Here is a 24,770-nt window from a genome sequence, read left to right as displayed (position 1 = left end):
GATATAAAAAATCCGTAATTAAAATTACGGATTTTTATAGTATTAAAAAGTGTGTTTTTACAACACTTTAATTGTGCCTAAAGTGGTTTAAGACTTTTGCTTATTTAGTTCATCTTGTAATTGACGTCTTACTTTTTGCTCGCGCTCTAGAGCATTACGTCTGTGTTCCTCAAATTCTGACTCTACTTCTTCTAATTTGTGTTTTGCTTCTCGAGTTGCAGAATTACTGCCTTTAAATTTATAAATAAAGAATAGTAAAAAAGCTAAAAGGCCTCCGATAATACTCCACATTAAGACTTTGTAACTTGCTTTATTGGTTTGAATTCCAAATAATGAGATATTATCTTTTTCATTGTTTGTAGCATTCAAGGTTGATTCTGTATTAGATAGATTACTTTTTAAGCTTTCTATTTCATCAACTTGCTTATCAACAATCGCCTGTGTATCTACTAAATCTTTATGAACAGCTTTAAGAGAATCAAGCGTGTGTGCTTTTAGCGCATAAAGCCATGTTTTCTTGACGGTTTTGTAATCTTGCCAACTGTTAGAGCGTCTAATTACAAATTCAAATTGATTATCTATTGTACCACTATTAAGAGATAATTTCTCGTCGTCGTTATCGGTCTGTGCGATTGTTGTTTGAAAACTAAATGTAACTAAAAGAATTACAGTAACTTTTGTTAAGAATTTCATCTTAGAGGTAATTTTGGTTGTGTTAGATTAATTGGATGCCAAGATAATAATTTTATGAGGATATCATAAACAAATTATCAAACAAATAGCCTTTCAATATTGAAAGGCATTTAATATACGGAAGAAAATATAGTTTAGATGTTGAATACTATAGTCTAACCTTCGTTTTATTCCTATTGCGTTATTAATTCACTATAAACCATACTTCTAATAATCAAAAAAATCTTGCCCAAAGACAAGATTTTCTTCTTTCCCTTTTTCAGAACGATCTAATAGTAAGCATAGCGTCTTACCTTAGAAATATATTTTGCGAGTCTAATGACTTGTTGGCTATATCCATATTCATTATCGTACCATATATATAGTATCGCATTTTTTCCATCTTTTCTAACAATGGTTGCTTTACTATCGTAAATAGCAGGCGCAGAACTACCAATAATATCACTAGAGACTAATTCGTCACTCATCTCATATTTAATTTGTTCTACTAAATCTCCTTCGAGTGCATATTTTTTCATAATAGTATTTATGCTCTCTACAGATGTCTCTTTTTCTAATTCTAAATTAAGAATAGCTAAAGAGCCATTAGGAACAGGTACTCTAATAGCATTAGATGTCAGCTTACCTTCTAAAGCCGGTATGGCTTTACTAACAGCTTGGCCAGCTCCAGTTTCTGTAATTACCATATTTAATCCTGCTGCACGACCGCGTCTGTATTTACTATGAAAATTATCTACTAAATTCTGATCGTTAGTATACGCATGTATCGTTTCTAAATGTCCTGTTATAATCCCGAAAGAATCTTCCACGGCTTTTAGAATTGGTGCAATGGCATTGGTTGTACAAGAAGCAGCAGAGACTATCTTAACTTTATCAGGATTGTGCTCTGTATGATTAACTCCATGGACAATATTAGGAATACCCTTTCCTGGAGCCGTTAATAGAACTTTTTCAACACCTTTAGCTTTTAAGTGTCTACTTAAAGCGTCCTTATCTCTAAATGCTCCGGTATTATCGATAACTAAAGCATTATTAATTCCGTAAGCTGTATAATCAATATCTTCTGGCGCATTCGCAGAAATAATTTTTACAGTTGTACCATTAATAATTAGTGCAGAATTTTTAATGTCTGTGCTCACCATACCAGAAAAATCACCATGTACAGAATCGTTTCTTAATAATGAGGCACGTTTTTCTAAAACGGTTTCAGTAATCTCTCCGCGTGTAACAATAGCTCTTAATCTTAATTGTGTGCCTTTTCCTGTACGTGTCATTAATTCACGTGCTACCAAACGGCCAATTCTACCAAAACCGTAAAGAACAACATCTTTTGGCTCTATACCTTTATTGTCTTTAGCATTGCCTAATTTAGAAGCTACAAAAGCAGTAGCATTACCATATTTTTGATCTTCTAAATGGAATTCGTAAGTTAATTTCCCAATGTCTAGTTTGGCTGGAGGTAAGTTTAGTGTACTAATAGCTTGCGCAATTTCAACAGAATCGAAAATAGAAATAGGTTTCTGAACAAATTCTCCTGCATACTCATGCAAGTTTAGAATTTCGCTCACATTTCTGTCTATTAATTGGTTTCTGAATAATACCAGTTCAATAGATTTATCGTACCATAAGTCACTGATAATTTTAATAAATTCTACAGTTGCTCTGCGACGATCTGCTTGAAACGCTAACTCTTTTTCGTAAGTGTCGTTAAATCCCATGTTTTCTTGGTTTAAGTGATTTAGATTTTGCGCAAAAGTAATATATTTCAAACGTTTTCGTAACACCTTTTAGCGAAAATAAAAACCCTTCAAAGAAATATACTTTGAAGGGTAATTTAAGGACTAAATTTAAGTTTTTTTACCTAAAATGATAAACCATTTTTTCACCTTCTTTATTGATCACCTCAATTTGAAGTGGTTCATTAACAGCACGTGTTTTTATGGCATCTTGAGCATCGTCTATAGAATATAATTTCTTACCGTTAATTTTAGTAATAATACTACCTTCTTCAACTCCATTTTTATTCCAAGATGATTTATAATTTTCATCTAGTTTATTAATTTTTACTCCGTATTCCGTCTTGCTGCGCTTTAATTCCTTTTCTGAAGCATTTTTTATAAGACCAATTGTTGGCAATGTATAGATTGATGGTTTTAATAAGGTCACAGGAAGTGTTTCTTCATCACCATCTCTAAGTAAGGTAACATTAACGACATCATCAGGACTCTTAGTTTTTAAATAACCCGACAAATCAGAGAATTTATTAATTTCTACATTATCTATTTTTCTAATAATATCACCAGATTGAATCCCTGCTTTTTCTGCACCTGTTCCTTCTTGCACTTCACTAACATAGAACCCTTCTGTGGAGTTGACCTCTAATTTTTCTGCAGCTTCACTGTTTAGCGCACCACCAGAAACACCAAGGATACCGTTTTGCACGTTACCATATTCCATTATGTCATTCACAATTTTACGAGCAATATTACTTGGCACCGCAAAAGAATAGCCTATATAAGAGCCCGTTTGCGATGAAATAGCAGTATTTATTCCTATAAGATCTCCATTAGTGTTAACCAAAGCACCACCAGAGTTACCTGGATTTACAGCAGCATCAGTTTGTATAAAGGACTGCATATTCTGGCCAGATAAATCTCTAGATTTTGCGCTAATAATACCAGCTGTAACTGTGGAGTTAAGGTTAAATGGATTACCCACGGCTAAAACCCACTCACCAATTTTTGCATTATCAGAATCACCAAAAGCCATAAATGGTAGATCCTCATCAGCTTCAATTTTCAATAAGGCAATATCTGTTGTTTCATCGGTACCAATTAATTCAGCCATGTAGGACTTATTATTATTTAAAGTAATGCTGATTTCATTCGCATTTTTAATAACGTGGTTATTGGTAACAATATAACCTGTTGGTGAAATAATGACACCACTACCGGTACCCACTTGGGCACGTTGAGAACTGCGACCATAAAAATAATCGCGCATACTTGTTGGCGCATTCACTATAGCTGTGTTTTTTACATGCACCACGGAATGTATAGACCTATCAGCGGCTTCTACAAAATTTGGGGTTAATGTCGCATTACTGTTAAGGGTGTTAACGGTGTTGCTAGTCGGCACAAACATGGGGAATTCGGACGATTGCTCAACGGCTATAGCTTGTGTTTCATTCTCAACAAAAAGTTTGTAACCACCCAAAGTCAATAGGCCACCTAATGCAGAAACAAATACCAATGTTATTATCTTCTTCATAATTTTCAGATTTAAGTTTAACTATTTAATAATTATTTTAGGATTATCTAACGATTAAAATTAGAAATTTATTGATTTCAATTTTCAATTTAACGCCTTTTTAACGTCAAATTTAACGAGCTCTTAACACCACAGAATACAGTCTAATATTCTTATATTTGTGGCTTATTAATTACTATGACATTTTATAAATATCAAGGAACAGGTAACGATTTTGTAATTGTAGATAATCGTTTACAGTATATAAACAAAAAGGATACCAAACGTATTGCAACCATATGCGACCGACGTTTTGGCATAGGAGCTGATGGTTTTATACTGTTAGAAAATGATAAAAATGTAGATTTTAAAATGGTCTATTACAATGCAGACGGTAACGAAAGTACAATGTGTGGTAACGGTGGACGTTGTATTGTGGCGTTTGCAAAATTTTTAAATATCATTGAAAACGAAACTGAATTTATAGCTATTGATGGTCTTCATAAAGCTAAAATTGAAGACGGTTTGGTGCATCTTCAAATGCAAGATGTTTCGGAAATTGAATCTTATGAAAACTACATGTTTTTAGATACAGGGTCTCCACATCATGTAGAAATTGTTTCAGGGTTAAAAGATTTTGAAGTTAAATCTAACGGAGAAAGAATAAGAAACGGTGTACCTTATAATGAAGCCGGAAGCAATGTGAATTTTGTAGAACAATTATCTACCGAAAATTTTGCAGTGAGAACTTACGAACGCGGAGTAGAGGATGAGACTTTATCGTGTGGTACAGGTGTCACAGCAGTTGCATTAGCCATGCATAAAAGTGGAAAAACAAAGGCTGATAAAATTAGTTTACAAACCCAAGGTGGTCCGCTGAATGTAACGTTTAGTACTAATGATAACGGTTACGATAATATTTGGTTAATAGGACCCGCTGAGCAGGTTTTTAAAGGTGAAATTGAATGGTAAACCTAAAAGGAGAACATATTTATTTAAGAGCTTTAGAACCTGAAGATTTAGACTTTGTTTACCGTATTGAAAATGATACTTCGTTATGGGAGTTAAGTGATACACAGACACCTTATTCAAGATTTTTAATAAAACAATATCTTGAAAATGCACAGCAAGACATTTTTGAAGCTAAACAGTTACGATTAGCTATTTGTGATTCTAAGGATCACACTATTGGTTTAATTGATGTGTTTGAATTTGACATTAAAAATAAACGTGCTGGGATCGGAATCCTTATTCAAGATGAAGAAAACAGAAATCGAGGTTACGGTAAAGAAGCATTAGAATTATTAGTAGATTATTGCTTTGAAACCTTGCATTTACATCAGGTTTATGCTAATATTTCTGAAAGTAACTTAGCTAGTTTAACACTTTTTGAAACTAATGGTTTTCAAAAAATAGGATTAAAAAAAGATTGGAGTTTCGATGGTAAAATCTATACCAACGAATATATTTTACAACGAATTAACGCTTAATTATGTATATTAAAAAAATTCTTTGGGCAGTTGCTCTTATTGGTTTAGTCATCTTTGGTGTCATTGCTTACTATATTTATAGTACGATGTTTTCACCAAATACCAATTTCGAAAATGAAACAGCCTATATTTATGTTCCGACTAATGCAAATTACTCTGAAGTAAGATCGCAATTAGAACCACTTCTAAAAGATATTGGGGCTTTTGATGCTTTAGCAAAACAGAAAAAGTACGTCACTAATATTAAAGCAGGTCGGTTTGCCATTTCTAAGGGCATGAATAATAATGATATTATTAATTCAATCCGAAGTAAAAATCTTCCCGTAAAAATCGCATTTAACAATCAGCATAGTATAAAAGATTTAGCAGGACGAATTAGTATGCAGATTGAAGCTGATAGTTTGACATTGAATAAAGCAATGACGGATGAATTGTTCTTAACAAATAACGGATTTTCAAAAGCTACAGCGTTAGGTATGTATTTACCAAATAGCTATGAGTTTTTCTGGAATACTTCTGCGGAAACATTTAGAGATAGAATGTTAGTAGAATACAATCGTTTTTGGACAGACGCCAGAAAGGCAAAAGCTAAAAAATTGAACTTAACTCCAAATGAAGTTATTACCTTGGCATCTATTGTGCATGAAGAGTCTAAACAAGCAGACGAGCAACCAAGAGTGGCAGGTGTGTATTTAAATAGATTACGAATTGGCATGCCATTACAAGCTGACCCTACGTTAAAGTTTGCTGCCTATCAGTTACCTCAATATCAAAACACCATTATTAGACGTGTATTAAACATTCATAAGGATATTAACTCTCCTTATAATACGTATCAAAACTCAGGTTTACCTCCAGGACCTATTGCAATGCCAGATTTATCTGCCATAAAAGCTGTTTTAAATCCAGAATCTCATAGTTACCTTTATTTTGCGGCGGATGCTAAGCGTATAGGCTATCATAAGTTTGCGAAAACATTGGGGCAACATAATAACAATGCGAGAGAATATCATAGGTATTTATCGTCTCAAGGCATTAATAAATAAGGTTTGAATCGCACTTTTGTCTATATTTTAGTTTTCTTTTTGGCAAATGCGTCGGTTTTTTCACAGTCTAAACTCAATCAATTTTTTAAGCCTAGCGATACGTTAAACGTATCGCGTAGAAATGCCGTTGTAATTTCTGAAGCTGCATTAGCGACAACAACCTTAGTTGGATTGAATCAATTATGGTATGCTGATTATCCACGTTCAAATTTTAAAACTCTGAACGATAGTGGAGAGTGGCTGCAGATGGATAAATTAGGACATGCGTTTTCATCTTATCAATTAGGAAGGCTAGGGGCTAACACGTTAAATTGGGCTGGAGTTAGTAAAAAAGAGCAATTACTTTATGGTTCTACATTAGGTTTAGGCTTTTTAACGGCTGTTGAAATTATGGATGGTTTTTCTGAAGAATGGGGGTTTTCTTGGTCAGATATGGCGGCAAATGCAGCGGGAACAGGATTACATATCGGACAAGAACTACTTTGGGAAGACCAACGTATTGTACTAAAGTATTCATTTCATAGAACACAATTCGCAAAGCAACGACCAAATAAGCTAGGTAGTGGTTTGGCGGAAGAGTTTTTAAAAGACTATAATGGCCAAACGTATTGGTTAAGCGCCAATGTTAATTCCTTTCTAAAAACGGAAACCGTACCAAATTGGTTGAACGTTGCTTTTGGTTACGGAGCCGATGGCATGTTAACAGGTGAAGCATCTGATTCTTTATTTTTAAACCAAAATAGACAACGTCAATATTACTTAAGTTTAGATGTTGATTTAACACGAATTAAAACAAATTCTCACTTCCTAAAAACATTATTTGACGTTTTTAACGTTATAAAGTTGCCTTTTCCTGCAGTAGAATTAAACAGCAGTGGTCGGATAAAATGGCACTCTGTCTACTTTTAAGTTAATTTTTTAACACTTAATCGGTTGATTTTCAGTAATTGAAAATATGTTGTATATTTGCACGCGAATTTTGTATGATAGTTTTTTGACACTATTTTACTGTAAAAATTTAACTGTTATGATTAAAAATAGCGTTAAGAGTATAGTGATACCATTTTCAATTTGTGTACTTATGGCATTAGCCTTGTACCCAAATGCATCTCTTAATCCTGATATGTATTCTACAAAAGGATTAGTATTGGATTATAACATTTCTGAAGAAGTGGCTATGGTCACTGAAGACCATAATGTAAAGAACAATGTGTTTACTCCACATTTAGGTAAGTCTTTTGAAGGATTTAAAGAAGCATTAGCTTTTAAAGAATCTAGAGGGGATTATTTTACCGTAAACACATTAGGTTATTTAGGGAAATATCAATTTGGTGCAGAAACATTAAAAGTTATTGGTATTTATAACCCTAATCAGTTCTTATATAATCCAGAATTACAAGAAAAAGCATTTATAGCAAATGCAGAACGTAATAAATGGGTACTTAGAAAAGACATTAAGCGTTTTGAAGGTAAAAATATTGCAGGTGTAAAAATTACCGAATCTGGTATATTAGCAGCTGCGCACTTAGCAGGTCCTGGAAGTGTGAAAAAGTTTTTACGTAGTTATGGCGTTAATAATCTTTCTGATGCTTATGGATCTTCTGTACGGTATTATATGAAAAAGTTTTCAGGATATGATACGTCTATGATTACTCCAGATAAGAAAGCTAGAGTCACACTCTAATTTTAATTAATCTTTCTGAATAATAAATATAGCAGGCCTCTTATGGAGGTCTTCTTTATTGTGTTTCCAATCGTTTGCTGTTTTTGTTTTTATAAACTCGGTAGGCAACGTTAAATCGCATGCTACACAAACTCTTGTATTTGGATGTAGTGTGCTGGTTAAATCTTCAAGCATTTTCATATTTCTATAAGGAGTTTCAATAAAAATTTGAGACTGGTTATGTTCAGAAGATAGGCGCTCTAAAGTCTTTAGTTTTGCCTTGCGTTCACTTTTGTCAATAGGTAAATAACCATTAAAAGTGAAACTCTGACCATTCATCCCAGAACCCATTAAGGCGAGTAGAATGGAAGAAGGCCCAACAAGAGGGACAACTTTTATATCCATTTGATGCGCTAATCCAACAATATCAGCACCAGGATCTGCAATTGCCGGACAACCAGCTTCAGAAAGTAAACCAATTGACACACCTTCTAAACATGGGTTTAAATACGTATTGCGCTCTGCTTCGGTAGTGTATTTATTTAATACCTGAAGTTTTAATGAGGGTTGTGATTTACTAGGTGATATGCGTTTTATAAAACGACGTGCTGTTTTTTCGTTTTCAACAATGTAAAAGTCAATTTCTTCAAGTATTTTTTTGATAGAAATTGGTAAAACCTCAAGAGGTGGATTATCGCCTAATCGCGTTGGTATAAGATATAATTTTCCTTTAGTATCGCTCATTAATGTATGACTAGTTTATGGGTGCTTTGTATGCTGTTGCCTGAATTGATTTTTAATATATAAATACCATCCGATAATTCAGTTGTGTTTATTGTTAAAGTAGTGTTGTTAGTGCTATGAATCTCCTTTACCTTTTTTCCTTGGATGTCATAAATATAGACATCAGTTAAAAGCTCTGTGTTGTGATTTGATCCTAAATTAATATGTAGGGTATTCTTAGTCGGATTTGGATAAATCGATACTCCCAAAAGTATATGGTCGTTATCACTTAAGGTAGGATCCGTGAGTTTATAAATAGTACCTCCAGAAAGATCAGAAACGTATAATTCTCCATTCACATCTTCACCAAATGCAGACCATTGCCCTGAAAACTGCTGAAAGGTTTTAGTCCAAACCTCATTAGTTTCATCAAAAATTAAATATCCAATTTCCTGACTACAAAGGTCAGCAAAAAAGTACTTACCATAAAAATTTGGGTAATTACTACCTCTGTATCTGTAGCCACCTGTAATGGAACATTTAACTTCACCATCTCCAAAGTGGTAATAACCACTGACAGGAAAAGTATAAGTACTTTCGTCTGCGCAACCCGTTGTATTGTAAGTATCACTACCTTCGTAACATTTCCAACCATAGTTGAGTCCTGTTAAGGCTTCTTCAATAGAGACTCTATTAATCTCTTCATATTGACTTTGGCCTACATCTGCAATCCATTGATCCCCATTTAGACGGTCGAAAGAAAATTTCCAGGGATTTCTAAGTCCATAAGCCCAAATTTCTGATCTAGCATTTGAATCTTCAATAAATGGGTTATCTACAGGCACACCGTAATTTTCTGTTTCTGTAGAGGTATCAATATCTAATCGTAATATTTTGCCAAGTAAACTTAATTTATTTTGAGATCTGTTTTCCGGATCTCCAGAAGAACCACCATCACCAGAAGAGATGTAAAGATAACCGTCTGGCCCAAAAGCCAAATCACCACCATTATGGTTTGTGTAAGGTTGGTCGTAAGAAAGTATAATGAATTCAGAATCTGGATTTGCTATTTCAGAATTCGTGAAATCCTTTGTAAATCTAGAGATCACAGTGTTTCCTGAGTTGTTAATGTAGTTTACAAAAAAATAGCCATTAACAGCATAATCGGGATGAAAAGCCAAACCAAGCAGACCTCTTTCGTTTCCGGTATTAATTACAAGGCTGTTAATATCTAAGAATGGAGTGGTTTGTAAGCTGCCGTCTGCATTAATAATTTTTATTTTCCCTGCCTGTTCCACGACAAATAACCTATCATCACCAGCGTGCTTAATGCTTACAGGTTTAGTTAAATTAGAAGCAAAAAGTTCTAAGTCTAATTGTTGCGCGTAAATGCTTGAGATAGTTATGAATGAAAGAAGAAGGTGTGTTATAGTCGTTTTCATAAGTAATGAGCGTTTAAAAGACTAATTTACAAAAAAAAGACTTTACTAAAGTTGAAAATGTTTGTGCTAGTTACCTAGTTCCTTAACTAATAAGTCGCATGTTTCGTTAATTAGGTTAAATACATATTCAAAACCATCGCTCCCTCCGTAATATGGATCTGGCATATTTTTATTTTGAATAGAGGGATTGGCCTCGAGAAAAAGTTTTACTTTTTCGATATCATCCGAGTTCCTTGCGATGTTGATAATATCAGAATAGTTTGATTCGTCCATAGCATAGATATAATCAAATGCATCAAAATCGGATACTTTAAATTGTCTTGCGCTTTGTGTACTAATATCTAAATCATTTTGTTTAGCAACAGCAATTGAACGCTTATCTGGCGCATTACCAATATGATAAGCCGCTGTGCCAGCAGAATCAACATAATAATGATCTTCAGAATGTTTAGATTGCATGATGCCGTGAGCTAATGGTGAACGGCAAATGTTACCTAAGCACACCATTAAGATACGAGTCATAATAAAATGTAATTAAAGGGCTAGTTTTTTAGATAAGTCTTCAACGTATTTTCTAAACTGCTTGTCAGTTGAAGATAAATTATCAACGGTCTTACAAGCATGAAGAACTGTAGCGTGATCACGTTGCCCTATTTGAGAGCCAATACTAGCCAATGATGCTTTTGTGTATTTCTTAGCGAAAAACATGGCTAATTGACGGGCTTGTACAATATGACGTTTACGTGTTTTAGATTGAAGTGTGTTAACATCCATTTGAAAATAATCTGAAACTACTTTCTGAATGTAATCAATAGAAACTTCACGTTTAGTATTTTTAACAAACTTCTCTACAATATCTTTAGCAAGGTTAATTGTAATCTCTTTTTTGTTAAATGATGACTGCGCGATTAATGAAATAATAGCACCTTCAAGCTCTCTAACATTAGTTTTAATATGTTTTGCAACATATTCTATAATGTCTTCAGGCATTTCAACACCGTCTCTGTAAAGTTTGTTCTTTAAAATAGAAACTCTAGTTTCAAAATCTGGAGTTTGTAATTCGGCAGAAAGTCCCCATTTAAAACGCGATAATAAGCGTTGCTCAATATCTTGCATGTCTACAGGAGCTTTGTCACTTGTTAAAATAACTTGCTTTCCGTTTTGATGCAAATGGTTAAAAATATGAAAGAAGACATCTTGCGTACCTGTTTTACCAGATAAGAATTGAACGTCATCTATGATAAGCACATCTATAATTTGATAGAAGTGAATAAAATCGTTTCTATTATTCTTTTTTACAGAATCTATATATTGTTGCGTGAATTTTTCGGCAGAAATATATAAAACTGTTTTTTCAGGATACTTATCCTTGATATCAACACCAATAGCATGTGCTAAATGTGTTTTTCCTAAACCAACACCACCAAAAATTAATAGTGGGTTAAAAGATGTGCCTCCTGGTTTGTTAGCAACTGCAATACCTGCATTTCTTGCTAAACGGTTAGAGTCACCTTCTAAGAAGTTTTCAAAACTATAACTTGGGTTAAGTTGCGATTCAATTTTTACATTTCTAATTCCAGGAATTATAAATGGATTCCTAAGCTCAGGACTTTTATTGTTAAAAGGCACATCTACATCTTGAGATTTTAATGCCGATCGGTTTGCACTTGGGATTTTTTCTGTAAAAGGTTGTTTATTGCCATAGGTGTTTTCCATTTTAATAACGTACACCAATTTAGCATCTTCACCTAACTCTTTTGTTAGGGATACCTTTAAGATTTTTACATAATGCTCTTCTAACCACTCATAGAAAAATTTACTGGGAACTTGAATGCTCAATGCATTACCGGAAAGTTTTACAGCGTCTATAGGTTCAAACCAAGTTTTATAGGCTTGTGGTTGTATATTATCTTTAATAAAAGCGAGACAATTACTCCATACAGATTGCGCTGTGATCTCCATTCTTTAAGTTAGGTTTTTCGTTGTTAGTTATTTTAGCAAAAAAAAAGAGAATTGGAATTCTCTAGTAGTTTTTCAACAGGACAAATATGTGAACAAAATTCTTAATAAAAAAATCAAATTAGATAGAATATTTAGATTTTTTTCCTCATGTTTAAAACAATTTAAAATTACAATATTTTTTCTTAATCAAACATTTATATATGAATTATAATGAAACTATTATTAGAGTACGCTACGGAGAGACTGACCAGATGGGAGTTGTGTATCATGGCAATTATGCAGTGTATTTTGAAGTAGGTAGAACCGAGTGGTTGCGCGAGTTTGGGCTTAGTTATAGTGGTATGGAAGCTGATGGAATTATGTTACCTGTGGTTTCGTTATCTATAAATTACAAAAATTCAGCACGTTATGATGATGTGCTTAAAGTAAAAACAACACTCAAAAAGATGCCTACAGCCTCTATTGAATTTGAGTATGAATTACGAAATGAATCTAACGTTCTGTTGGCCACCGGAAATACAATTTTAGCATTTATCGACGTCAAGCGGAATCGACCTACGAGATGTCCAAAATATCTTTTAGATAAACTGCGAAATTATTCGTTATAATTCTTTGATTTCAACTCCGAAAAATTGATCAAATAATTCAAAAACTTTAGAACTGTGGGTTTTTCTGACAGATATTTCTAATACACAATTTAATTCTAAGGTTTGATTTGTTATTTCAACATCGTTTTCTTTTAAAATACGCATCACTTTACTCATGTTTTTATATTCAAAACTGAGTTTAAATTTTTTATTTATGGTACGTTCCACAATTTTTGAAGCTTCTAAAGCTAATTGTGCTCCTGTTCTATAAGCATTTATTAGGCCTCCAACTCCTAGTTTAACACCGCCATAATAGCGAATGACTACAATTAGGATGTTGGTGACTTCAAAAGATTGAATTTGTCCATAAATAGGCATTCCTGCAGAATTGTTAGGTTCTCCATCGTCATTGGCGCGGTATTGAATCGTTTCTGTTCCTATCTGGTAGGCATAGCACCAATGTCTGGCAGCATAATGCTCCTTTTTTAAATCGTCTATATGTTGTTTTATTTGCTCTTCGTTCGTTACCGGAAAAGTAAATCCATAGAATTTGCTATTCTTATCTTTAAATAATTCTCCTTGTGCCGGTTTTGTAATCGTTTTATATAAATCGTCTTCCATTATGCTAAAGTGACTAATAGTATTGAAATGAGGGCTAAGATAATACCAAGCCAATTTTTCTTAGAAATTTTTTCTTTAAATAATATTAAACCTATTAATGTTGAAAGCGCTAAAATCGCAATATGATTAATAGTGAATAAAGTTGAGCTCTCTGTATTCTCAACACGTAAGGCCATTAGTAAAAAGTGAATAGATCCATAGTTTACGATACCTAAAGCGATACCAAAGGGAATATTTATCAGTTTAAATCTAACTTTAGATTTTAATAAGCTTCCTAGTAATAGCACGACTCCAATGATTGCTGCCATAGCAAAGATGGTGGCCGAAAATAAAGCAATTTTGTCGTTTGGTGCAAAATAATTGATTGAGGTGTCAATAATACCCGAGCCTAAAAAAAGGATAATAGGTAAATAAATAGATTGCGTTAGTGCCGTGTGATCTTTTTGCTTTATAGATGTTAAGTAAACCGCTAATAAAGCTAATAGAATACCTATGATTTTTTGAGCACCAACACTTTCTTTAAAAATAACGATTCCGAAAATAATAGGAATTATTACACTCATTTTACTAGCAACGGAAGCTACGGAAAGTCCATTTTTCTGTGCGGTTAAGGCCATCACATTAAAAATAGCGATAAACAAAAAGCCTAAACATATAGCTGGGATAAACCAATTGGTTTTTATGATTTCAGAAGGTTCAATAGGGCCATTATAAAGTAAGAAACCTAAGAAAGAAGCAGTGAAATAATTAACAACAATACTATGCAGTGTATTAACCCCGTATTTTTTGAAGAGTTTAAAAACAACAAAAATTGCTGTAGATGCTAATATGCTAATCAGTAAATATATCAAAAGGGAGCCTTGTTCGTTTCAAAAAGGGTGGTAACGTCTTCTTTGGTTTCGTCTATATTCCAAGTATGGAACCCCATGGATTTTGCTGTATCTGTATTGTGTTTAGTGTCGTCGATAAAGAAACATTCGTTGGCCATTAGATTATTTTGTTCTAATACGAATTCAAAAATATCGGTATTTGGTTTTCTAAGGTGAATTTCTTGAGATAGGTAGAACTTGTCAAAGCAATTTTTAAATTCATCAAAGAAGGATACATTGGCTTTTATAAAATCAATGTGCATGTCGTTGGTATTACTCAGCAATATGAGTTTGTAATTTTTTTGAAGTGCTAAGTGTTTAATAAAATCTAATCGATGACTTGGAAAATCCTTTAATATACAGTTCCAGGTGTCGATAAGATTTGTCTCACTAATCTTTGGGAATTTAGTTTTGTGAAATTGTATAAATTCTGCAGTTGAAATTTTTCCAACTTCGTATAATTCATTGGTTTTAATTATATCAGCGTCAAAAACGTCTATATTAAAGAGGTTTAAGGCATTTTGCATCGCACCTTGTTTGTCAAGGTTAATAAATACATCTCCAAAATCGAAAATGAGTGTTTTAATCTTTTGCATATATTTTTAATAAATCATTTTTAATTCTAGATTCAGAAATCAATCTCCCTTTGAGTTCTGGTGCTTTTGTACCGTCTTTGAATTCAACTGTTCCGGTAAAAATTCTAGCCTCATCCCATAATTCTTCATTTATAAAGGTTTGAAGTGTATTTGCTCCACCTTCAATGATTATTGAATTAATTTGAAATTTATATAAAGCATCACATATTTGTTTTGCGATTGAAGTTTTTAAATTCCAATCGATTTCGGCATATGCAGCATTAACGCCTCTTCGTAAAGGTGGGGAAATTGCCCAACCTTTTTGATTCTTGTCAACTTTAGGAAATAAATCATTATTATCATGAAAAATTATATTTTCGGCTTCATCATTAAAAACGGAATAAGTTTTATCTAACTTCAAATTTCTGTCTAAAACCACTCTTATAGGATTTTCTCCTGACCAATCTCTAACGGTTAAACTCGGGTTATCTTCAATAACGGTATTGGTTCCTACTAAAATAGCTTGCTCTTCTGCGCGCCATTTATGCACGAGTTGACGTGAGTATATATTCGTAATCCAAACTGGTTTTTTTTCATCCTTTTTTATAGGTGCAATAAAGCCATCAGTAGTTTCGGCCCATTTTAATATAATATAGGGGCGCTTTTTGTTGTGAAATGTAAAAAAGCGCTTGTGATGCGTTTTACATTCATTTTCTAAAACACCCACAGTAACATTACAGTCCGAAGCTTTTAGTTTAGCAATACCTTTTCCGGCCACTTCTGGGTTGTCATCAACACACCCAATCACTACATTAGGGATGTTGTGCTTTACAATTAAATCGCTGCAAGGAGGTGTTTTTCCATAATGGCTGCAGGGTTCTAACGTCACGTAAAGTGTGCTTTTGCTTAATATTGATTTGTCTTTAACGGCATTAATAGCATTAACTTCTGCGTGGTTGCTGCCATAAGCGCTTGTGTAGCCTTCGCTAATTATGGTGTTATTATAAACAATAACAGCACCAACCATAGGATTTGGTCGGGTAGTGCCTAATCCGTTTTTGGCAATTTCTAAACAGCGTGATATGTAGATTTCGTGAGTTGACAATTAGAATTTTATTTTTACATCCTGAATTTCATCTACAGAATACGTTGAAGAATAACCTAAGATCTTATATTTTATTTCGCCTTTAATATGCACTTTTAATTTTTGAAAAAGTAGACTCCCTAACAAGCTTCCGAGATTTTCGTCATTCATTATGCTGTCGGTTGCTATCTTAACGGTTAGCGGAATCGTAAAATTCTTTCTTTTAGGGACATTAAATTCATCCGAAATTACAGACGCTAATTCTAAATCATTAATATATACTTTAAGATCATCAGTTTTTAAAGTACCACCAACATCATTTTTATTCAGAAAAAGGGCTTCTGTTCTTATGGTTATATTTTTAGAGTTAGAGTCAATGACTTTAAAGTTTTCTAACCTCACAAACTCTGGCTTTTTTGTAAACGAGCAGTTAAGAAGTAGTGTACAAGTTAGGGAAAACATTAAGAGTCTTTTAAACATAAAATTGTTTTTATACGTATTTTTGGTGTCTTCTAAAAAATTTAATTCTGTGCGTAAAGATACTATTGTTATTCGAGAAATTGAAACCAAGGACAATCCTAAAATTGCTAAAGCCGTTCGTTCTGTTTTAATAGAAATGGGAGTTCCTAAAGTAGGAACGGCCTATGAGGATGTGGCTTTAGACTGTATGACGGAAACGTACAATGAACCTAAGAAAGCTTATTTTGTTGTAGAACGTGGAGATGAAATTATTGGAGGAGCTGGAATTTCGCCTTTAGAAAATTACGAGGGTAATGTGTGCGAATTGCAAAAAATGTATTTTATGCCAGAGGCTAGAGGAAAAGGTTTGGGAAGCGAAATGATGAGTACATGTCTCAATTTTGCCAAACAAGCTGGTTTTGATCACTGTTATTTGGAAACCTTGCCTTATATGGAAGATGCACGTAAACTCTACCGAAAAGTAGGTTTTAAAAGTTTAGAGAAGCCTATGGGGAACACTGGTCATTACTCGTGTACAGTATGGATGCTTAAAGATTTATAAATAATGGTATTAAAAGAACTTCAGCATATATTTCACATAGAATTAGATGCAATTTATGGTCAGCATGAAGTGGATAGTTTTTTCTATTTGTGTACCGAGCATTATTTAAGTGTGGCAAGAATTCAATTGACATTAGAACCAGAACTCACAATCACTAAACCTGAAACCGATACTTTTTTTAAAGTCTTAGAAGATTTAAAACAACAAAAACCAATTCAATATATATTAGGTGATACAGAATTCTTCGGGTTGCCATTTAAAGTCAATGAAAATGTATTGATTCCAAGACCGGAAACGGAGGAGTTAGTGGATATGATCATTCGAAATCACTCAGGGCCTTATGACTGTACTCAAGACGTGCTGCGTGAAGAATCTCAATTTAAAATCCTAGATATAGGAACAGGTTCTGGTTGTATCGCAATTTCGCTGGCTAAAAATTCACCAAATGCAAAAGTGTATGCTTTAGATGTGAGTCTTGAAGCGTTAAAGGTAGCGACCCAAAACGCAAAATCAAACAACGTAGAAATAACCTTTATTGAAGCAGATATTTTAAACGCGTCCACTTGGAATTTGTTTTTTGAAAATTTAGAATTTGATATTGTGGTGTCTAATCCACCATATGTAAGAGAATTAGAAAAACAAGAAATACAGCCTAATGTTTTAGAGAACGAACCGCATCTAGCTTTATTCGTAGATGATAATAATCCTTTAATATTCTACAAAGCTATTACTGATTTTGCTGTTAAAAAGTTGAAACCAAAGGGTAAATTATATTTTGAAATTAATCAATATCTTGGAGAAGAAACAAAGGCCTTATTAGCTGATGCTAATTTTGAAGATGTAACGTTGTTAAAAGACTTAAATGGGAATGATAGAATGTTGAAGGGTGAAAAGATATAGTATGAGAGTTTTGGTTGTCTTTTTTATTTCAGTGCTTTGCTTTTCTTGTAAAGAGAAAAAAGAAGATGTTTTAGAGGTTGAGTATGAAATTAAAATCGATACGCTTTCAACTATAAATAAGGAAGACGAATTGATAAGACAAAAACTTCAAGAATTAAAAGAAAGATTTTACCATATAAAACTTTATAATTCAGAAATAGTAACAGATACTATTGTTGGGTTTGACTTTTTAGAAAGTGATTCAAACTTAGATTACACATTCGATTACGAGCCTTTTGTTAAAAGAGGTAATTTAGATTCTATTAGTTTATATACCAAAAATATTGAAGTTGTCATCCTTAAATCTAAGTTTGATAAAACGAAATCAAAACTCACTTATGATAGTGATAGTTTAAACATTATTCAAATTGATAATCACAATGTTATTGGAGCAGAAGATGTTCCGAACACCTATATTTCTAAAATATACTTAGATTTAAGCAACAACTATGTTGAAATCGATAAACGTTATTATGAAGACTTATATGAACCAAATTTCAATTTAACCGAAGCTTATTATTATGATAAAGAAATTATTGTAACAATGGGTAACAGTGATGGTTATTTAGGTTATAAGGTCAATTTTTTTATTGACGAACAATTAAATATAAAGCGCATTATTTACATTCCTTAAAAAATGAACACAAAACAAAAAATAGAATCACTCAGAGAAGAATTGCGTCAGCATAATTATAATTACTATATTTTAGATGATGCAACAATAAGTGATTACGACTTCGATATAAAACTAAAAGAACTTCAAGCCTTAGAAGACGCTCATCCTGAGTTTTTTGATGCTAACTCCCCAACCCAACGTGTCGGGGGTGCTATTACCAAGAATTTTAAAACAACGGTTCACGATTCAAGAATGTACTCTTTAGATAACTCGTATTCTAAAGACGATTTGTTGGATTGGGAGACACGTGTCAAAAAAATGGTTGATGGTGAGGTTAGTTATACCTGTGAGCTAAAATACGATGGAGCTTCCATTAGTCTTACTTATGAAAACGGTAAATTATTAAGGGCAGTTACGCGTGGCGATGGTGTGCAGGGAGACGAAGTAACCGCAAACATAAAAACCATTAATACGGTGCCATTGCAATTAAAAGGAGATTTTCCTGAGCGTTTTGATATTAGAGGAGAAATTGTGCTACCAATTGCAGGGTTCTTAAAAATGAACGCGGAGCGTATAGCTAATGAAGAAGAGCCATATAAAAATCCGAGAAACACGGCTTCAGGAAGTTTAAAATTACAAGACAGTTCTGAAGTTGCTAAACGTCCTTTAGAATGCTTATTATATAGTATTGTAGGAAACAATCTTAACATCACATCGCAATCTGAGGGTTTAGCCAAAGCAAGAGCTTGGGGTTTTAAAGTGCCACAAGAAGCAAAATTGGTAAACTCTATTGATGAGGTTTTAGAATATGTTGCGTATTGGGATGAAAATAGACATAATTTACCTTATGAAATTGATGGAGTCGTAATTAAGGTTAATAATCTGTATCAACAAGATGAGTTAGGTTTTACAGCAAAAGCACCACGTTGGGCAATGGCTTATAAGTTTAAAGCCGAGCAAGTATCAACAAAACTAAACGAAATTACGTATCAAGTAGGTCGGACAGGAGCTATAACACCTGTTGCTAATTTAGAACCTGTGCAATTGGCTGGTACGATAGTAAAACGCGCCTCACTTCACAATGCAGATCAAATTGAAAAACTAGACATTAGAGTAGGAGACGAGGTGTTTGTTGAAAAAGGAGGAGAGATTATCCCAAAGATAATTGCTGTGGATTTATCTAAACGACCATTGTATTCTGTGCCAACTCTATATGTAACTAATTGTCCAGAATGTGACACCGAACTCGTTAGACTAGAGGGGGAGGCTAAACATTATTGTCCTAATGATACGGCTTGTCCTCCACAAGTTGTTGGTAGAATACAGCATTACATATCTAGAAAGGCAATGGACATTGACGGACTGGGAGGGGAAACGGTGGCGTTGTTAGTTAAGGAAGGTTTGATTGCTAATTATTCGGATTTGTATGAGTTGACTGTGGAGCAAATAGTTCCGCTAGAACGTATGGCGCAAAAGAGTGCAGAGAATTTAGTAAATGGAATTGAGGCTTCTAAACAAATTCCGTTTGAGCGTGTACTTTTTGGTTTAGGTATACGTTATGTAGGTGAGACAGTTGCAAAAAAATTGGCCAAGCATTATAAGTCTATCGATGCACTAATGTTTGCTTCACTATTAGATTTAGTTACGGTAGATGAAATAGGAGAGCGTATTGCGCAAAGTGTCGTTGAGTATTTTAGTTCAGAAGACAACAAGCAAATTATAGAGCGTTTAAAGTTGTTTGGTGTACAATTAGAAATCTCTGCAGAAAAATTAGCCAACCAAACCGAAAAACTAAAAGGGTTATCTATCGTAGTTTCGGGTGTATTTGAGAACGTCTCAAGAAATGAGCTTAAAAAACTGATAGAAGATAACGGTGGAAAAGTGTCTTCATCTATCTCATCTAAAACAAGTTATTTAGTTGCTGGTGATAAAATGGGGCCAAGTAAGCGGGTAAAAGCAGAAAGTCTAAATGTTCCAATATTAACTGAAGAGTCGTTTTTAGATGCTTTGAAGTAATTTCTTACAGAAATATAGTTGTTTATTCGGTAAAATGTATAATTTTAACGTTTATACGTAAAAAAAATAGTTATATTTGCTTTGTTAATAAGGGATGATTAATGTTATTAAATAAAATTTTAAAAGTAGTTTTACTGCTCTTAGGTGGTACCTATATTTTACTTCAAGGCTTTGCTTTAGAGGTAGAAGGAGATACGGTAGGAGCTATTGGATTCATTTTACTTACAGTCCTATATGTAGGTTGGACCAAAAATAAATCAAAATTGTTTTTAATGTTTTTGGTTGCTTTTACTACAGCACAAATATTAAGTTTTATTGGTTGGCATAGACCGGGACTTAGGGATGGGCAGACTGATTATTTATATTATATAGCAAACATTCTTAGTATCATTTCCTATGCTTTGCTTATTCTTAAAGTCTTCATTCACTTAAATTTAAAAACAGTATTTTCACAACTAACAGTTCCTATAATCATACTTGTGATTTTAGACATATTTTGTGTAACATTAATATCTAGCACTACAGAGAATTCATTCAACTTGTATGAGTACATTTTAGAATATGTCTATAACGCTGTTATAATGCTGCTTTTATCAATTGCGCTAATTAACTACATGTATAGAAATAATTATAAGTCAATGCTTTTTTTAATCGGCTCAATCTTTATAATGTTTTCAGAGATTATTCAATTAGCTTATTTCTATATCCTTAAAGATGATAACTTGGGTTATGTTTACTCTTCCTTTTTAGTTGTTGCATTTATCTTTTACTACCTACAGTCACAGCACTTAGTTACAGAGCCAACACCTGCATACACAGATGATCCTATAGAAGCCTGAGTCTTAAATAAGAATAGGTTTCCAGGCATCTTATTTATGTTTTTAAGAGGTAACTTAGACGCTAGTTAAACTATAATAGAAGCTCCTTCTGCAGTCACCTTTTTACCAGGTTCGAAATAAAAATCAATTTTACCAAGATATAAACCAAAACAACCCACTTGGTTAACTAATACGTTTTTACCGATACTATTTGTTTCTATAGTTGGTTTTGGTAAGAAAGTATGTGTATGTCCGCCGATAATTAAATCGATATCCTTGGTTGCTCTTGCTAGAGTAATGTCACTTACCTTATCAGGGTTATTCTTATATTGATAACCAATATGAGACAAACAAATTACTAAATCGCAAGATTGTTCTTCTTTTAAGATGCGCGACATGTCTTGCGCAATCTCAATAGGATTGTGGTAAACAGTTTCTTTATACATGTCTTTATTTACTAAGCCATCAAGTTCAATCCCTAAACCGAAGATGCCGATTTTTATACCATCCTTAACAATTATTTTATAAGGCTTAACATGTGTATCCATCACTGTATTAGAAAAATCGTAATTGGCTGATACAAACTCAAAATCAGCATTTGGAATTTGAGCATAAAGTCCGTCAATACCATTATCAAAATCATGGTTACCAATAGTTGCGACATCGTATTTTAGCATGCTCATTAGTTTAAACTCTAATTCACCACCATAATAATTAAAATAAGGAGTGCCTTGAAAAATATCACCTGCATCTAATAATAGCGTATTAGGGTTTTCCATTCTAATAGACTCAACCAAAGTCGCACGTCTTGCCACACCACCTTTATTGGCATTTCTTCCGTCTTCAGGCCCAAAAGGATCAATATGGCTATGCACATCGTTGGTATGTAGAATCGTTATTTTTTTCGTTCTAGGCGCACTAAAAGATTGTAAACCTAAGCCACCAACACTAGCTAAAACTGTGGCTGCTGTAGATTTCTGAATAAATTGTCTTCTCTTCATGGCTTAATCTTTTAATTTTATAAAACGTTGATCTTGTTTAGGGTTTAATGTATCTGTCTTTTTAAAGTTGTCAATTAATACATTTCTAATTTTATAATTTAAGACATAGAGTCCTTCATTGGTTTGAAAAAAGTCCATACCATCACCTCCGTTATAGAGGTAATCATTAGTAGCTACGTAATAGGTTCTATTGATATCTATTGGTTTTCCGTTAACAGTAGCCGAACGAACTTCTGAATTTTTATCTAAAGTTAATTGTAATTGATGAGATACAGGATGTGCACGTTTGGCCATAGAAAGGTACACCATCATTTCATTAATCTGCTCTCCTTTAAGAGCAACTACAACGACAGAATTTTCAAAAGGCATAATTCCATACGCAGTTCTGGTTGTAACATTTCCTTTAGAAAGGATGGATCGAATACCTCCATGGTTGAGTAGAACAAAATCAATGTTTTTTTTAGATTGTTGCATAAAGACAGGATTACCTTCGCTATATACAGCATCAGCCATTAAATTTCCAATCGCAGTATTAAATTCTCCATCAGATTTCGTATAGGTTTCTGGTGCATAAGAAATGATACTATCCATATCTTTATTAACGTGAAGCCTGTAAGGAGTTATAAAGTCTTCTACGGCTTTATTGGCGGATAGGCTGTCATCGATATCGATTCGTTTGCCTTCAATTTTAGAAATATTTGATGATGCACAAGAAAAAATGAGCAACAATAAACAGAGTTTTAGAATATGTTTACTAGTCATTGAATAACTTATAAGAAGTTTGTAATAAAATGTAAGTGCTTTTATTAAATTTGCACAAAGGCTAAAGGTAAATGATTTTAAAAGCATTTAAAGAAAAATCTAATCGAAAATATGTCAATAATTTATTAGCTACTCGTCAATCGACAGTTAATAATGACAAAATAAAAACAGTGGCGGTGCTTCTTAATGCGAACGAATTTCATGAATTTGAGGTGTTTAGAGTTTATTTTAAAGAGCTAGGTTTAGTCTCTCCAAAGCATAAAATTATTGCTTTTACTTTAGATGATAAATTAGAGCACAATAAGTGGAATGTACATTGTAGCCCAAAAGACTTTGGCTGGAAAGGAAAAATAAAAAACCCCGACTTAGAAGCTTTTATCAACGAACCGTACGATATGCTGATTTGCTTTTTTAAAAATGAAGTGTTGCAATTAAATCTTATGACGGCAGCATCTAAAGCGAATTTTAAAGTAGGAATTAGTAAAGAAGACGAACGTTTATATGATTTAATAATAGACGTAGAGTTAAGAGATATCAATATTTTTAAACAAGAGTTAAAAAAATACTTAAATATTTTAAACAAATTATAATGACCAAATTTATAGGAACTGGTGTGGCATTAATCACACCATTTAACGCAGATCTGAGTATCGATTTTGATGCATTAGAGCGTTTAGTGGAGTATAATATTGCCAACGGCACAGATTATTTAGTAATTAGCGGAACAACAGGAGAGAGTGTTACCGTTACCCCAGAGGAAAAAAAGGAGTTAATAGCGTTTATTGCTAAAATTAATAATGGAAGATTGCCATTAGTTTTAGGTATAGGTGGTAATAATACTGCAAGTGTTATCAATGAAATTAAAGCAACAGATTTTTCTACTATTGATGGTGTTTTATCAGTTTCTCCTTACTATAGTAAACCAACACAAGAAGGAGTTTATCAGCATTTTAAGGCCATTTCTGCCGTAACTCCAAGACCAATTATTTTATATAACGTACCAGGTAGAACATCCTCAAACATGTCTCCTGAAACAACGTTGAGGTTAGCAAAAGATTGTGATAATATTGTAGCGGTTAAGGAAGCAGGTAATAATGTGCATCAATATTTAGAATTATTAAGAACTAAACCAGAAGATTTCTTAGTGTTATCTGGCGATGATGACTTAGCCTTAGGTGTTGCATTAGCAGGCGGATCGGGTGTTATTTCTGTTATAGGACAAGCATTACCTAAAGAATTTTCAGAAATGATTCGTTTAGGAATTGCAGGTAAAGCCAAAGAGGCTTATGATATCCATTTTAAGTTAATGCCAATAACCGGACTTATTTTTTCTGAAAATAATCCTTCTGGTATAAAAGCAGTTTTAAGTGCTTTAGAAATTTCAAAATTACATGTGCGTTTACCACTTGTTGAAGCGACAGATAACTTACAGGCAAGGATTAAATCAGAGTTAAAAAATCTTGGAAAAAGTTAAACTTAATATAAATAGGTATTCAGGCTAGATACAACGCTTAATTTAGCAGACAATAATTGTTTTTTAAATCCGTTAATAATGCTTACTTTTGCATTCTGTTTAAAAATTAGAAAATGAGC

Annotated in this window: 27 protein-coding genes; 13 read left to right on the top strand and 14 right to left on the bottom strand. The window is 33.3% G+C overall.

Going from position 1 to position 24,770, the window contains the following annotated elements:
• Positions 1 to 87 precede the first annotated feature (87 nt).
• The 3 genes from DFQ09_RS15755 to DFQ09_RS15745 form a co-directional block, all read right to left on the bottom strand.
• Positions 88 to 693, bottom strand: a complete 606-nt coding sequence (locus tag DFQ09_RS15755; RefSeq protein WP_115812030.1) for a tRNA (guanine-N1)-methyltransferase — start codon at positions 691 to 693, stop codon at positions 88 to 90.
• A gap of 269 nt (positions 694 to 962) precedes the next feature.
• Complete coding sequence (locus DFQ09_RS15750; RefSeq protein WP_115812028.1) at positions 963 to 2,411, bottom strand: glyceraldehyde-3-phosphate dehydrogenase; 1,449 nt, start codon at positions 2,409 to 2,411, stop codon at positions 963 to 965.
• A gap of 139 nt (positions 2,412 to 2,550) precedes the next feature.
• Entirely contained in the window at positions 2,551 to 3,963 is a 1,413-nt protein-coding gene (locus tag DFQ09_RS15745) for a trypsin-like peptidase domain-containing protein (protein WP_181897198.1), read from the bottom strand.
• A 171-nt stretch (positions 3,964 to 4,134) separates the two neighbouring features.
• Here DFQ09_RS15745 and dapF point away from each other — a divergent pair, with 171 nt between their 5' ends.
• The 5 genes from dapF to DFQ09_RS15720 all read left to right on the top strand — a co-directional run bounded on the left by dapF (position 4,135) and on the right by DFQ09_RS15720 (position 8,162).
• Positions 4,135 to 4,914: a diaminopimelate epimerase gene (dapF, locus tag DFQ09_RS15740; protein ID WP_181897199.1), complete on the top strand. Its 780-nt coding sequence runs from the start codon at positions 4,135 to 4,137 to the stop codon at positions 4,912 to 4,914.
• Positions 4,908 to 5,432: a GNAT family N-acetyltransferase gene (locus tag DFQ09_RS15735; RefSeq protein ID WP_115812022.1), complete on the top strand. Its 525-nt coding sequence runs from the start codon at positions 4,908 to 4,910 to the stop codon at positions 5,430 to 5,432. The genes dapF and DFQ09_RS15735 overlap by 7 nt, the downstream gene beginning before the upstream one ends.
• 2 nt (positions 5,433 to 5,434) lie before the next feature.
• Positions 5,435 to 6,478: an endolytic transglycosylase MltG gene (mltG, locus tag DFQ09_RS15730; protein WP_115812020.1), complete on the top strand. Its 1,044-nt coding sequence runs from the start codon at positions 5,435 to 5,437 to the stop codon at positions 6,476 to 6,478.
• A gap of 3 nt (positions 6,479 to 6,481) precedes the next feature.
• The gene (locus tag DFQ09_RS15725) at positions 6,482 to 7,387 is read left to right on the top strand and encodes a DUF2279 domain-containing protein (protein WP_245940375.1); all 906 of its coding nucleotides are present in this window, start codon (positions 6,482 to 6,484) and stop codon (positions 7,385 to 7,387) included.
• A gap of 118 nt (positions 7,388 to 7,505) precedes the next feature.
• Entirely contained in the window at positions 7,506 to 8,162 is a 657-nt protein-coding gene (locus tag DFQ09_RS15720; protein WP_115812015.1) for a peptidoglycan-binding protein LysM, read from the top strand.
• Positions 8,163 to 8,168: 6 nt separating this feature from the next.
• On the opposite strand, the gene DFQ09_RS15715 is transcribed toward DFQ09_RS15720, so the two are convergent.
• The 4 genes from DFQ09_RS15715 to dnaA form a co-directional block, all read right to left on the bottom strand.
• On the bottom strand, positions 8,169 to 8,885 hold the full coding sequence (locus tag DFQ09_RS15715; protein WP_115812013.1) for an SAM-dependent methyltransferase: 717 nt from the start codon (positions 8,883 to 8,885) through the stop codon (positions 8,169 to 8,171).
• Entirely contained in the window at positions 8,885 to 10,306 is a 1,422-nt protein-coding gene (locus tag DFQ09_RS15710) for a PQQ-dependent sugar dehydrogenase (protein ID WP_115812011.1), read from the bottom strand. The genes DFQ09_RS15715 and DFQ09_RS15710 overlap by 1 nt, the downstream gene beginning before the upstream one ends.
• A 66-nt stretch (positions 10,307 to 10,372) precedes the next feature.
• The gene (locus DFQ09_RS15705; protein ID WP_115812009.1) at positions 10,373 to 10,828 is read right to left on the bottom strand and encodes a low molecular weight protein-tyrosine-phosphatase; all 456 of its coding nucleotides are present in this window, start codon (positions 10,826 to 10,828) and stop codon (positions 10,373 to 10,375) included.
• 12 nt (positions 10,829 to 10,840) lie between these two features.
• Positions 10,841 to 12,268 carry a chromosomal replication initiator protein DnaA gene (dnaA, locus tag DFQ09_RS15700; RefSeq protein ID WP_115812007.1) on the bottom strand — a complete coding sequence of 476 codons (1,428 nt, stop codon included), beginning with the start codon at positions 12,266 to 12,268 and terminating at the stop codon, positions 10,841 to 10,843.
• 200 nt (positions 12,269 to 12,468) lie between these two features.
• Between dnaA and DFQ09_RS15695 the strand changes: the two genes are divergently transcribed.
• Entirely contained in the window at positions 12,469 to 12,876 is a 408-nt protein-coding gene (locus tag DFQ09_RS15695; protein WP_020896024.1) for an acyl-CoA thioesterase, read from the top strand.
• On the opposite strand, the gene DFQ09_RS15690 is transcribed toward DFQ09_RS15695, so the two are convergent.
• Genes DFQ09_RS15690 through DFQ09_RS15670 form a run of 5 tightly spaced genes read right to left on the bottom strand, consistent with a single transcriptional unit; the run spans position 12,871 to position 16,484 of the window.
• Complete coding sequence (locus tag DFQ09_RS15690; RefSeq protein ID WP_115812006.1) at positions 12,871 to 13,476, bottom strand: IMPACT family protein; 606 nt, start codon at positions 13,474 to 13,476, stop codon at positions 12,871 to 12,873. The genes DFQ09_RS15695 and DFQ09_RS15690 overlap by 6 nt on opposite strands.
• Entirely contained in the window at positions 13,476 to 14,327 is an 852-nt protein-coding gene (locus DFQ09_RS15685; RefSeq protein WP_115812004.1) for an EamA family transporter, read from the bottom strand. Before DFQ09_RS15685 ends, DFQ09_RS15690 begins: the two co-directional genes overlap by 1 nt.
• Positions 14,324 to 14,941, bottom strand: coding sequence for an HAD family hydrolase (locus DFQ09_RS15680; protein ID WP_115812002.1), 618 nt, complete (start codon positions 14,939 to 14,941; stop codon positions 14,324 to 14,326). The genes DFQ09_RS15685 and DFQ09_RS15680 overlap by 4 nt, the downstream gene beginning before the upstream one ends.
• Positions 14,928 to 16,025: a bifunctional diaminohydroxyphosphoribosylaminopyrimidine deaminase/5-amino-6-(5-phosphoribosylamino)uracil reductase RibD gene (gene ribD, locus DFQ09_RS15675; protein ID WP_115812000.1), complete on the bottom strand. Its 1,098-nt coding sequence runs from the start codon at positions 16,023 to 16,025 to the stop codon at positions 14,928 to 14,930. The genes DFQ09_RS15680 and ribD overlap by 14 nt, the downstream gene beginning before the upstream one ends.
• Positions 16,026 to 16,484: an LEA type 2 family protein gene (locus DFQ09_RS15670; RefSeq protein ID WP_115811998.1), complete on the bottom strand. Its 459-nt coding sequence runs from the start codon at positions 16,482 to 16,484 to the stop codon at positions 16,026 to 16,028. It lies immediately after the preceding gene.
• A 49-nt stretch (positions 16,485 to 16,533) separates the two neighbouring features.
• Here DFQ09_RS15670 and DFQ09_RS15665 point away from each other — a divergent pair, with 49 nt between their 5' ends.
• The 5 genes from DFQ09_RS15665 to DFQ09_RS15645 all read left to right on the top strand — a co-directional run bounded on the left by DFQ09_RS15665 (position 16,534) and on the right by DFQ09_RS15645 (position 21,435).
• Positions 16,534 to 17,025: a GNAT family N-acetyltransferase gene (locus DFQ09_RS15665; protein WP_245940374.1), complete on the top strand. Its 492-nt coding sequence runs from the start codon at positions 16,534 to 16,536 to the stop codon at positions 17,023 to 17,025.
• 3 nt (positions 17,026 to 17,028) lie between these two features.
• The gene (gene prmC / locus DFQ09_RS15660; protein ID WP_115811994.1) at positions 17,029 to 17,925 is read left to right on the top strand and encodes a peptide chain release factor N(5)-glutamine methyltransferase; all 897 of its coding nucleotides are present in this window, start codon (positions 17,029 to 17,031) and stop codon (positions 17,923 to 17,925) included.
• Position 17,926: 1 nt separating this feature from the next.
• Complete coding sequence (locus DFQ09_RS15655) at positions 17,927 to 18,598, top strand: hypothetical protein (protein ID WP_115811992.1); 672 nt, start codon at positions 17,927 to 17,929, stop codon at positions 18,596 to 18,598.
• A 3-nt stretch (positions 18,599 to 18,601) separates the two neighbouring features.
• Positions 18,602 to 20,596 carry an NAD-dependent DNA ligase LigA gene (gene ligA, locus DFQ09_RS15650; protein ID WP_115811991.1) on the top strand — a complete coding sequence of 665 codons (1,995 nt, stop codon included), beginning with the start codon at positions 18,602 to 18,604 and terminating at the stop codon, positions 20,594 to 20,596.
• Between the two features lie 101 nt (positions 20,597 to 20,697).
• On the top strand, positions 20,698 to 21,435 hold the full coding sequence (locus DFQ09_RS15645) for a hypothetical protein (protein WP_115811989.1): 738 nt from the start codon (positions 20,698 to 20,700) through the stop codon (positions 21,433 to 21,435).
• A 65-nt stretch (positions 21,436 to 21,500) separates the two neighbouring features.
• Here the strand turns inward: DFQ09_RS15645 and DFQ09_RS15640 are convergent, their stop codons facing one another.
• Both DFQ09_RS15640 and DFQ09_RS15635 read right to left on the bottom strand, forming a co-directional pair.
• Entirely contained in the window at positions 21,501 to 22,415 is a 915-nt protein-coding gene (locus tag DFQ09_RS15640; RefSeq protein ID WP_115811988.1) for a bifunctional metallophosphatase/5'-nucleotidase, read from the bottom strand.
• 3 nt (positions 22,416 to 22,418) lie between these two features.
• Entirely contained in the window at positions 22,419 to 23,177 is a 759-nt protein-coding gene (locus tag DFQ09_RS15635) for a 5'-nucleotidase C-terminal domain-containing protein (protein WP_115812069.1), read from the bottom strand.
• Between the two features lie 71 nt (positions 23,178 to 23,248).
• On the opposite strand from DFQ09_RS15635, the gene DFQ09_RS15630 reads away from it, so the two are divergent.
• Both DFQ09_RS15630 and dapA read left to right on the top strand, forming a co-directional pair.
• Positions 23,249 to 23,767 carry a DUF6913 domain-containing protein gene (locus DFQ09_RS15630; RefSeq protein ID WP_115811986.1) on the top strand — a complete coding sequence of 173 codons (519 nt, stop codon included), beginning with the start codon at positions 23,249 to 23,251 and terminating at the stop codon, positions 23,765 to 23,767.
• Complete coding sequence (gene dapA / locus DFQ09_RS15625; protein ID WP_115811984.1) at positions 23,767 to 24,651, top strand: 4-hydroxy-tetrahydrodipicolinate synthase; 885 nt, start codon at positions 23,767 to 23,769, stop codon at positions 24,649 to 24,651. The genes DFQ09_RS15630 and dapA overlap by 1 nt, the downstream gene beginning before the upstream one ends.
• The last annotated feature ends 119 nt before the right edge of the window (positions 24,652 to 24,770 follow it).

Origin of the sequence: Winogradskyella pacifica, assembly GCF_003386275.1 — a bacterium.
GTDB classification, from domain to species: domain Bacteria; phylum Bacteroidota; class Bacteroidia; order Flavobacteriales; family Flavobacteriaceae; genus Winogradskyella; species Winogradskyella pacifica.
The sequence above is the reverse complement of the archived record's forward strand: the minus strand, read 5'-3'. Positions and strand labels throughout refer to the sequence as shown.

Bases quoted from the DNA above. Each gene is read 5' to 3' on its own strand.
- DFQ09_RS15755 (WP_115812030.1), bottom strand. From the start codon at position 693: ATGAAATTCTTAACAAAAGTTACTGTAATTCTTTTAGTTACATTTAGT.
- DFQ09_RS15750 (WP_115812028.1), bottom strand. From the start codon at position 2,411: ATGGGATTTAACGACACTTACGAAAAAGAGTTAGCGTTTCAAGCAGAT.
- DFQ09_RS15745 (WP_181897198.1), bottom strand. From the start codon at position 3,963: ATGAAGAAGATAATAACATTGGTATTTGTTTCTGCATTAGGTGGCCTA.
- DFQ09_RS15735 (WP_115812022.1), top strand. From the start codon at position 4,908: ATGGTAAACCTAAAAGGAGAACATATTTATTTAAGAGCTTTAGAACCT.
- mltG (WP_115812020.1), top strand. From the start codon at position 5,435: ATGTATATTAAAAAAATTCTTTGGGCAGTTGCTCTTATTGGTTTAGTC.
- DFQ09_RS15720 (WP_115812015.1), top strand. From the start codon at position 7,506: ATGATTAAAAATAGCGTTAAGAGTATAGTGATACCATTTTCAATTTGT.
- DFQ09_RS15715 (WP_115812013.1), bottom strand. From the start codon at position 8,885: ATGAGCGATACTAAAGGAAAATTATATCTTATACCAACGCGATTAGGC.
- DFQ09_RS15710 (WP_115812011.1), bottom strand. From the start codon at position 10,306: ATGAAAACGACTATAACACACCTTCTTCTTTCATTCATAACTATCTCA.
- DFQ09_RS15705 (WP_115812009.1), bottom strand. From the start codon at position 10,828: ATGACTCGTATCTTAATGGTGTGCTTAGGTAACATTTGCCGTTCACCA.
- dnaA (WP_115812007.1), bottom strand. From the start codon at position 12,268: ATGGAGATCACAGCGCAATCTGTATGGAGTAATTGTCTCGCTTTTATT.
- DFQ09_RS15695 (WP_020896024.1), top strand. From the start codon at position 12,469: ATGAATTATAATGAAACTATTATTAGAGTACGCTACGGAGAGACTGAC.
- DFQ09_RS15690 (WP_115812006.1), bottom strand. From the start codon at position 13,476: ATGGAAGACGATTTATATAAAACGATTACAAAACCGGCACAAGGAGAA.
- DFQ09_RS15680 (WP_115812002.1), bottom strand. From the start codon at position 14,941: ATGCAAAAGATTAAAACACTCATTTTCGATTTTGGAGATGTATTTATT.
- DFQ09_RS15670 (WP_115811998.1), bottom strand. From the start codon at position 16,484: ATGTTTAAAAGACTCTTAATGTTTTCCCTAACTTGTACACTACTTCTT.
- prmC (WP_115811994.1), top strand. From the start codon at position 17,029: ATGGTATTAAAAGAACTTCAGCATATATTTCACATAGAATTAGATGCA.
- DFQ09_RS15655 (WP_115811992.1), top strand. From the start codon at position 17,927: ATGAGAGTTTTGGTTGTCTTTTTTATTTCAGTGCTTTGCTTTTCTTGT.
- ligA (WP_115811991.1), top strand. From the start codon at position 18,602: ATGAACACAAAACAAAAAATAGAATCACTCAGAGAAGAATTGCGTCAG.
- DFQ09_RS15645 (WP_115811989.1), top strand. From the start codon at position 20,698: ATGTTATTAAATAAAATTTTAAAAGTAGTTTTACTGCTCTTAGGTGGT.
- DFQ09_RS15640 (WP_115811988.1), bottom strand. From the start codon at position 22,415: ATGAAGAGAAGACAATTTATTCAGAAATCTACAGCAGCCACAGTTTTA.
- DFQ09_RS15635 (WP_115812069.1), bottom strand. From the start codon at position 23,177: ATGACTAGTAAACATATTCTAAAACTCTGTTTATTGTTGCTCATTTTT.
- DFQ09_RS15630 (WP_115811986.1), top strand. From the start codon at position 23,249: ATGATTTTAAAAGCATTTAAAGAAAAATCTAATCGAAAATATGTCAAT.
- dapA (WP_115811984.1), top strand. From the start codon at position 23,767: ATGACCAAATTTATAGGAACTGGTGTGGCATTAATCACACCATTTAAC.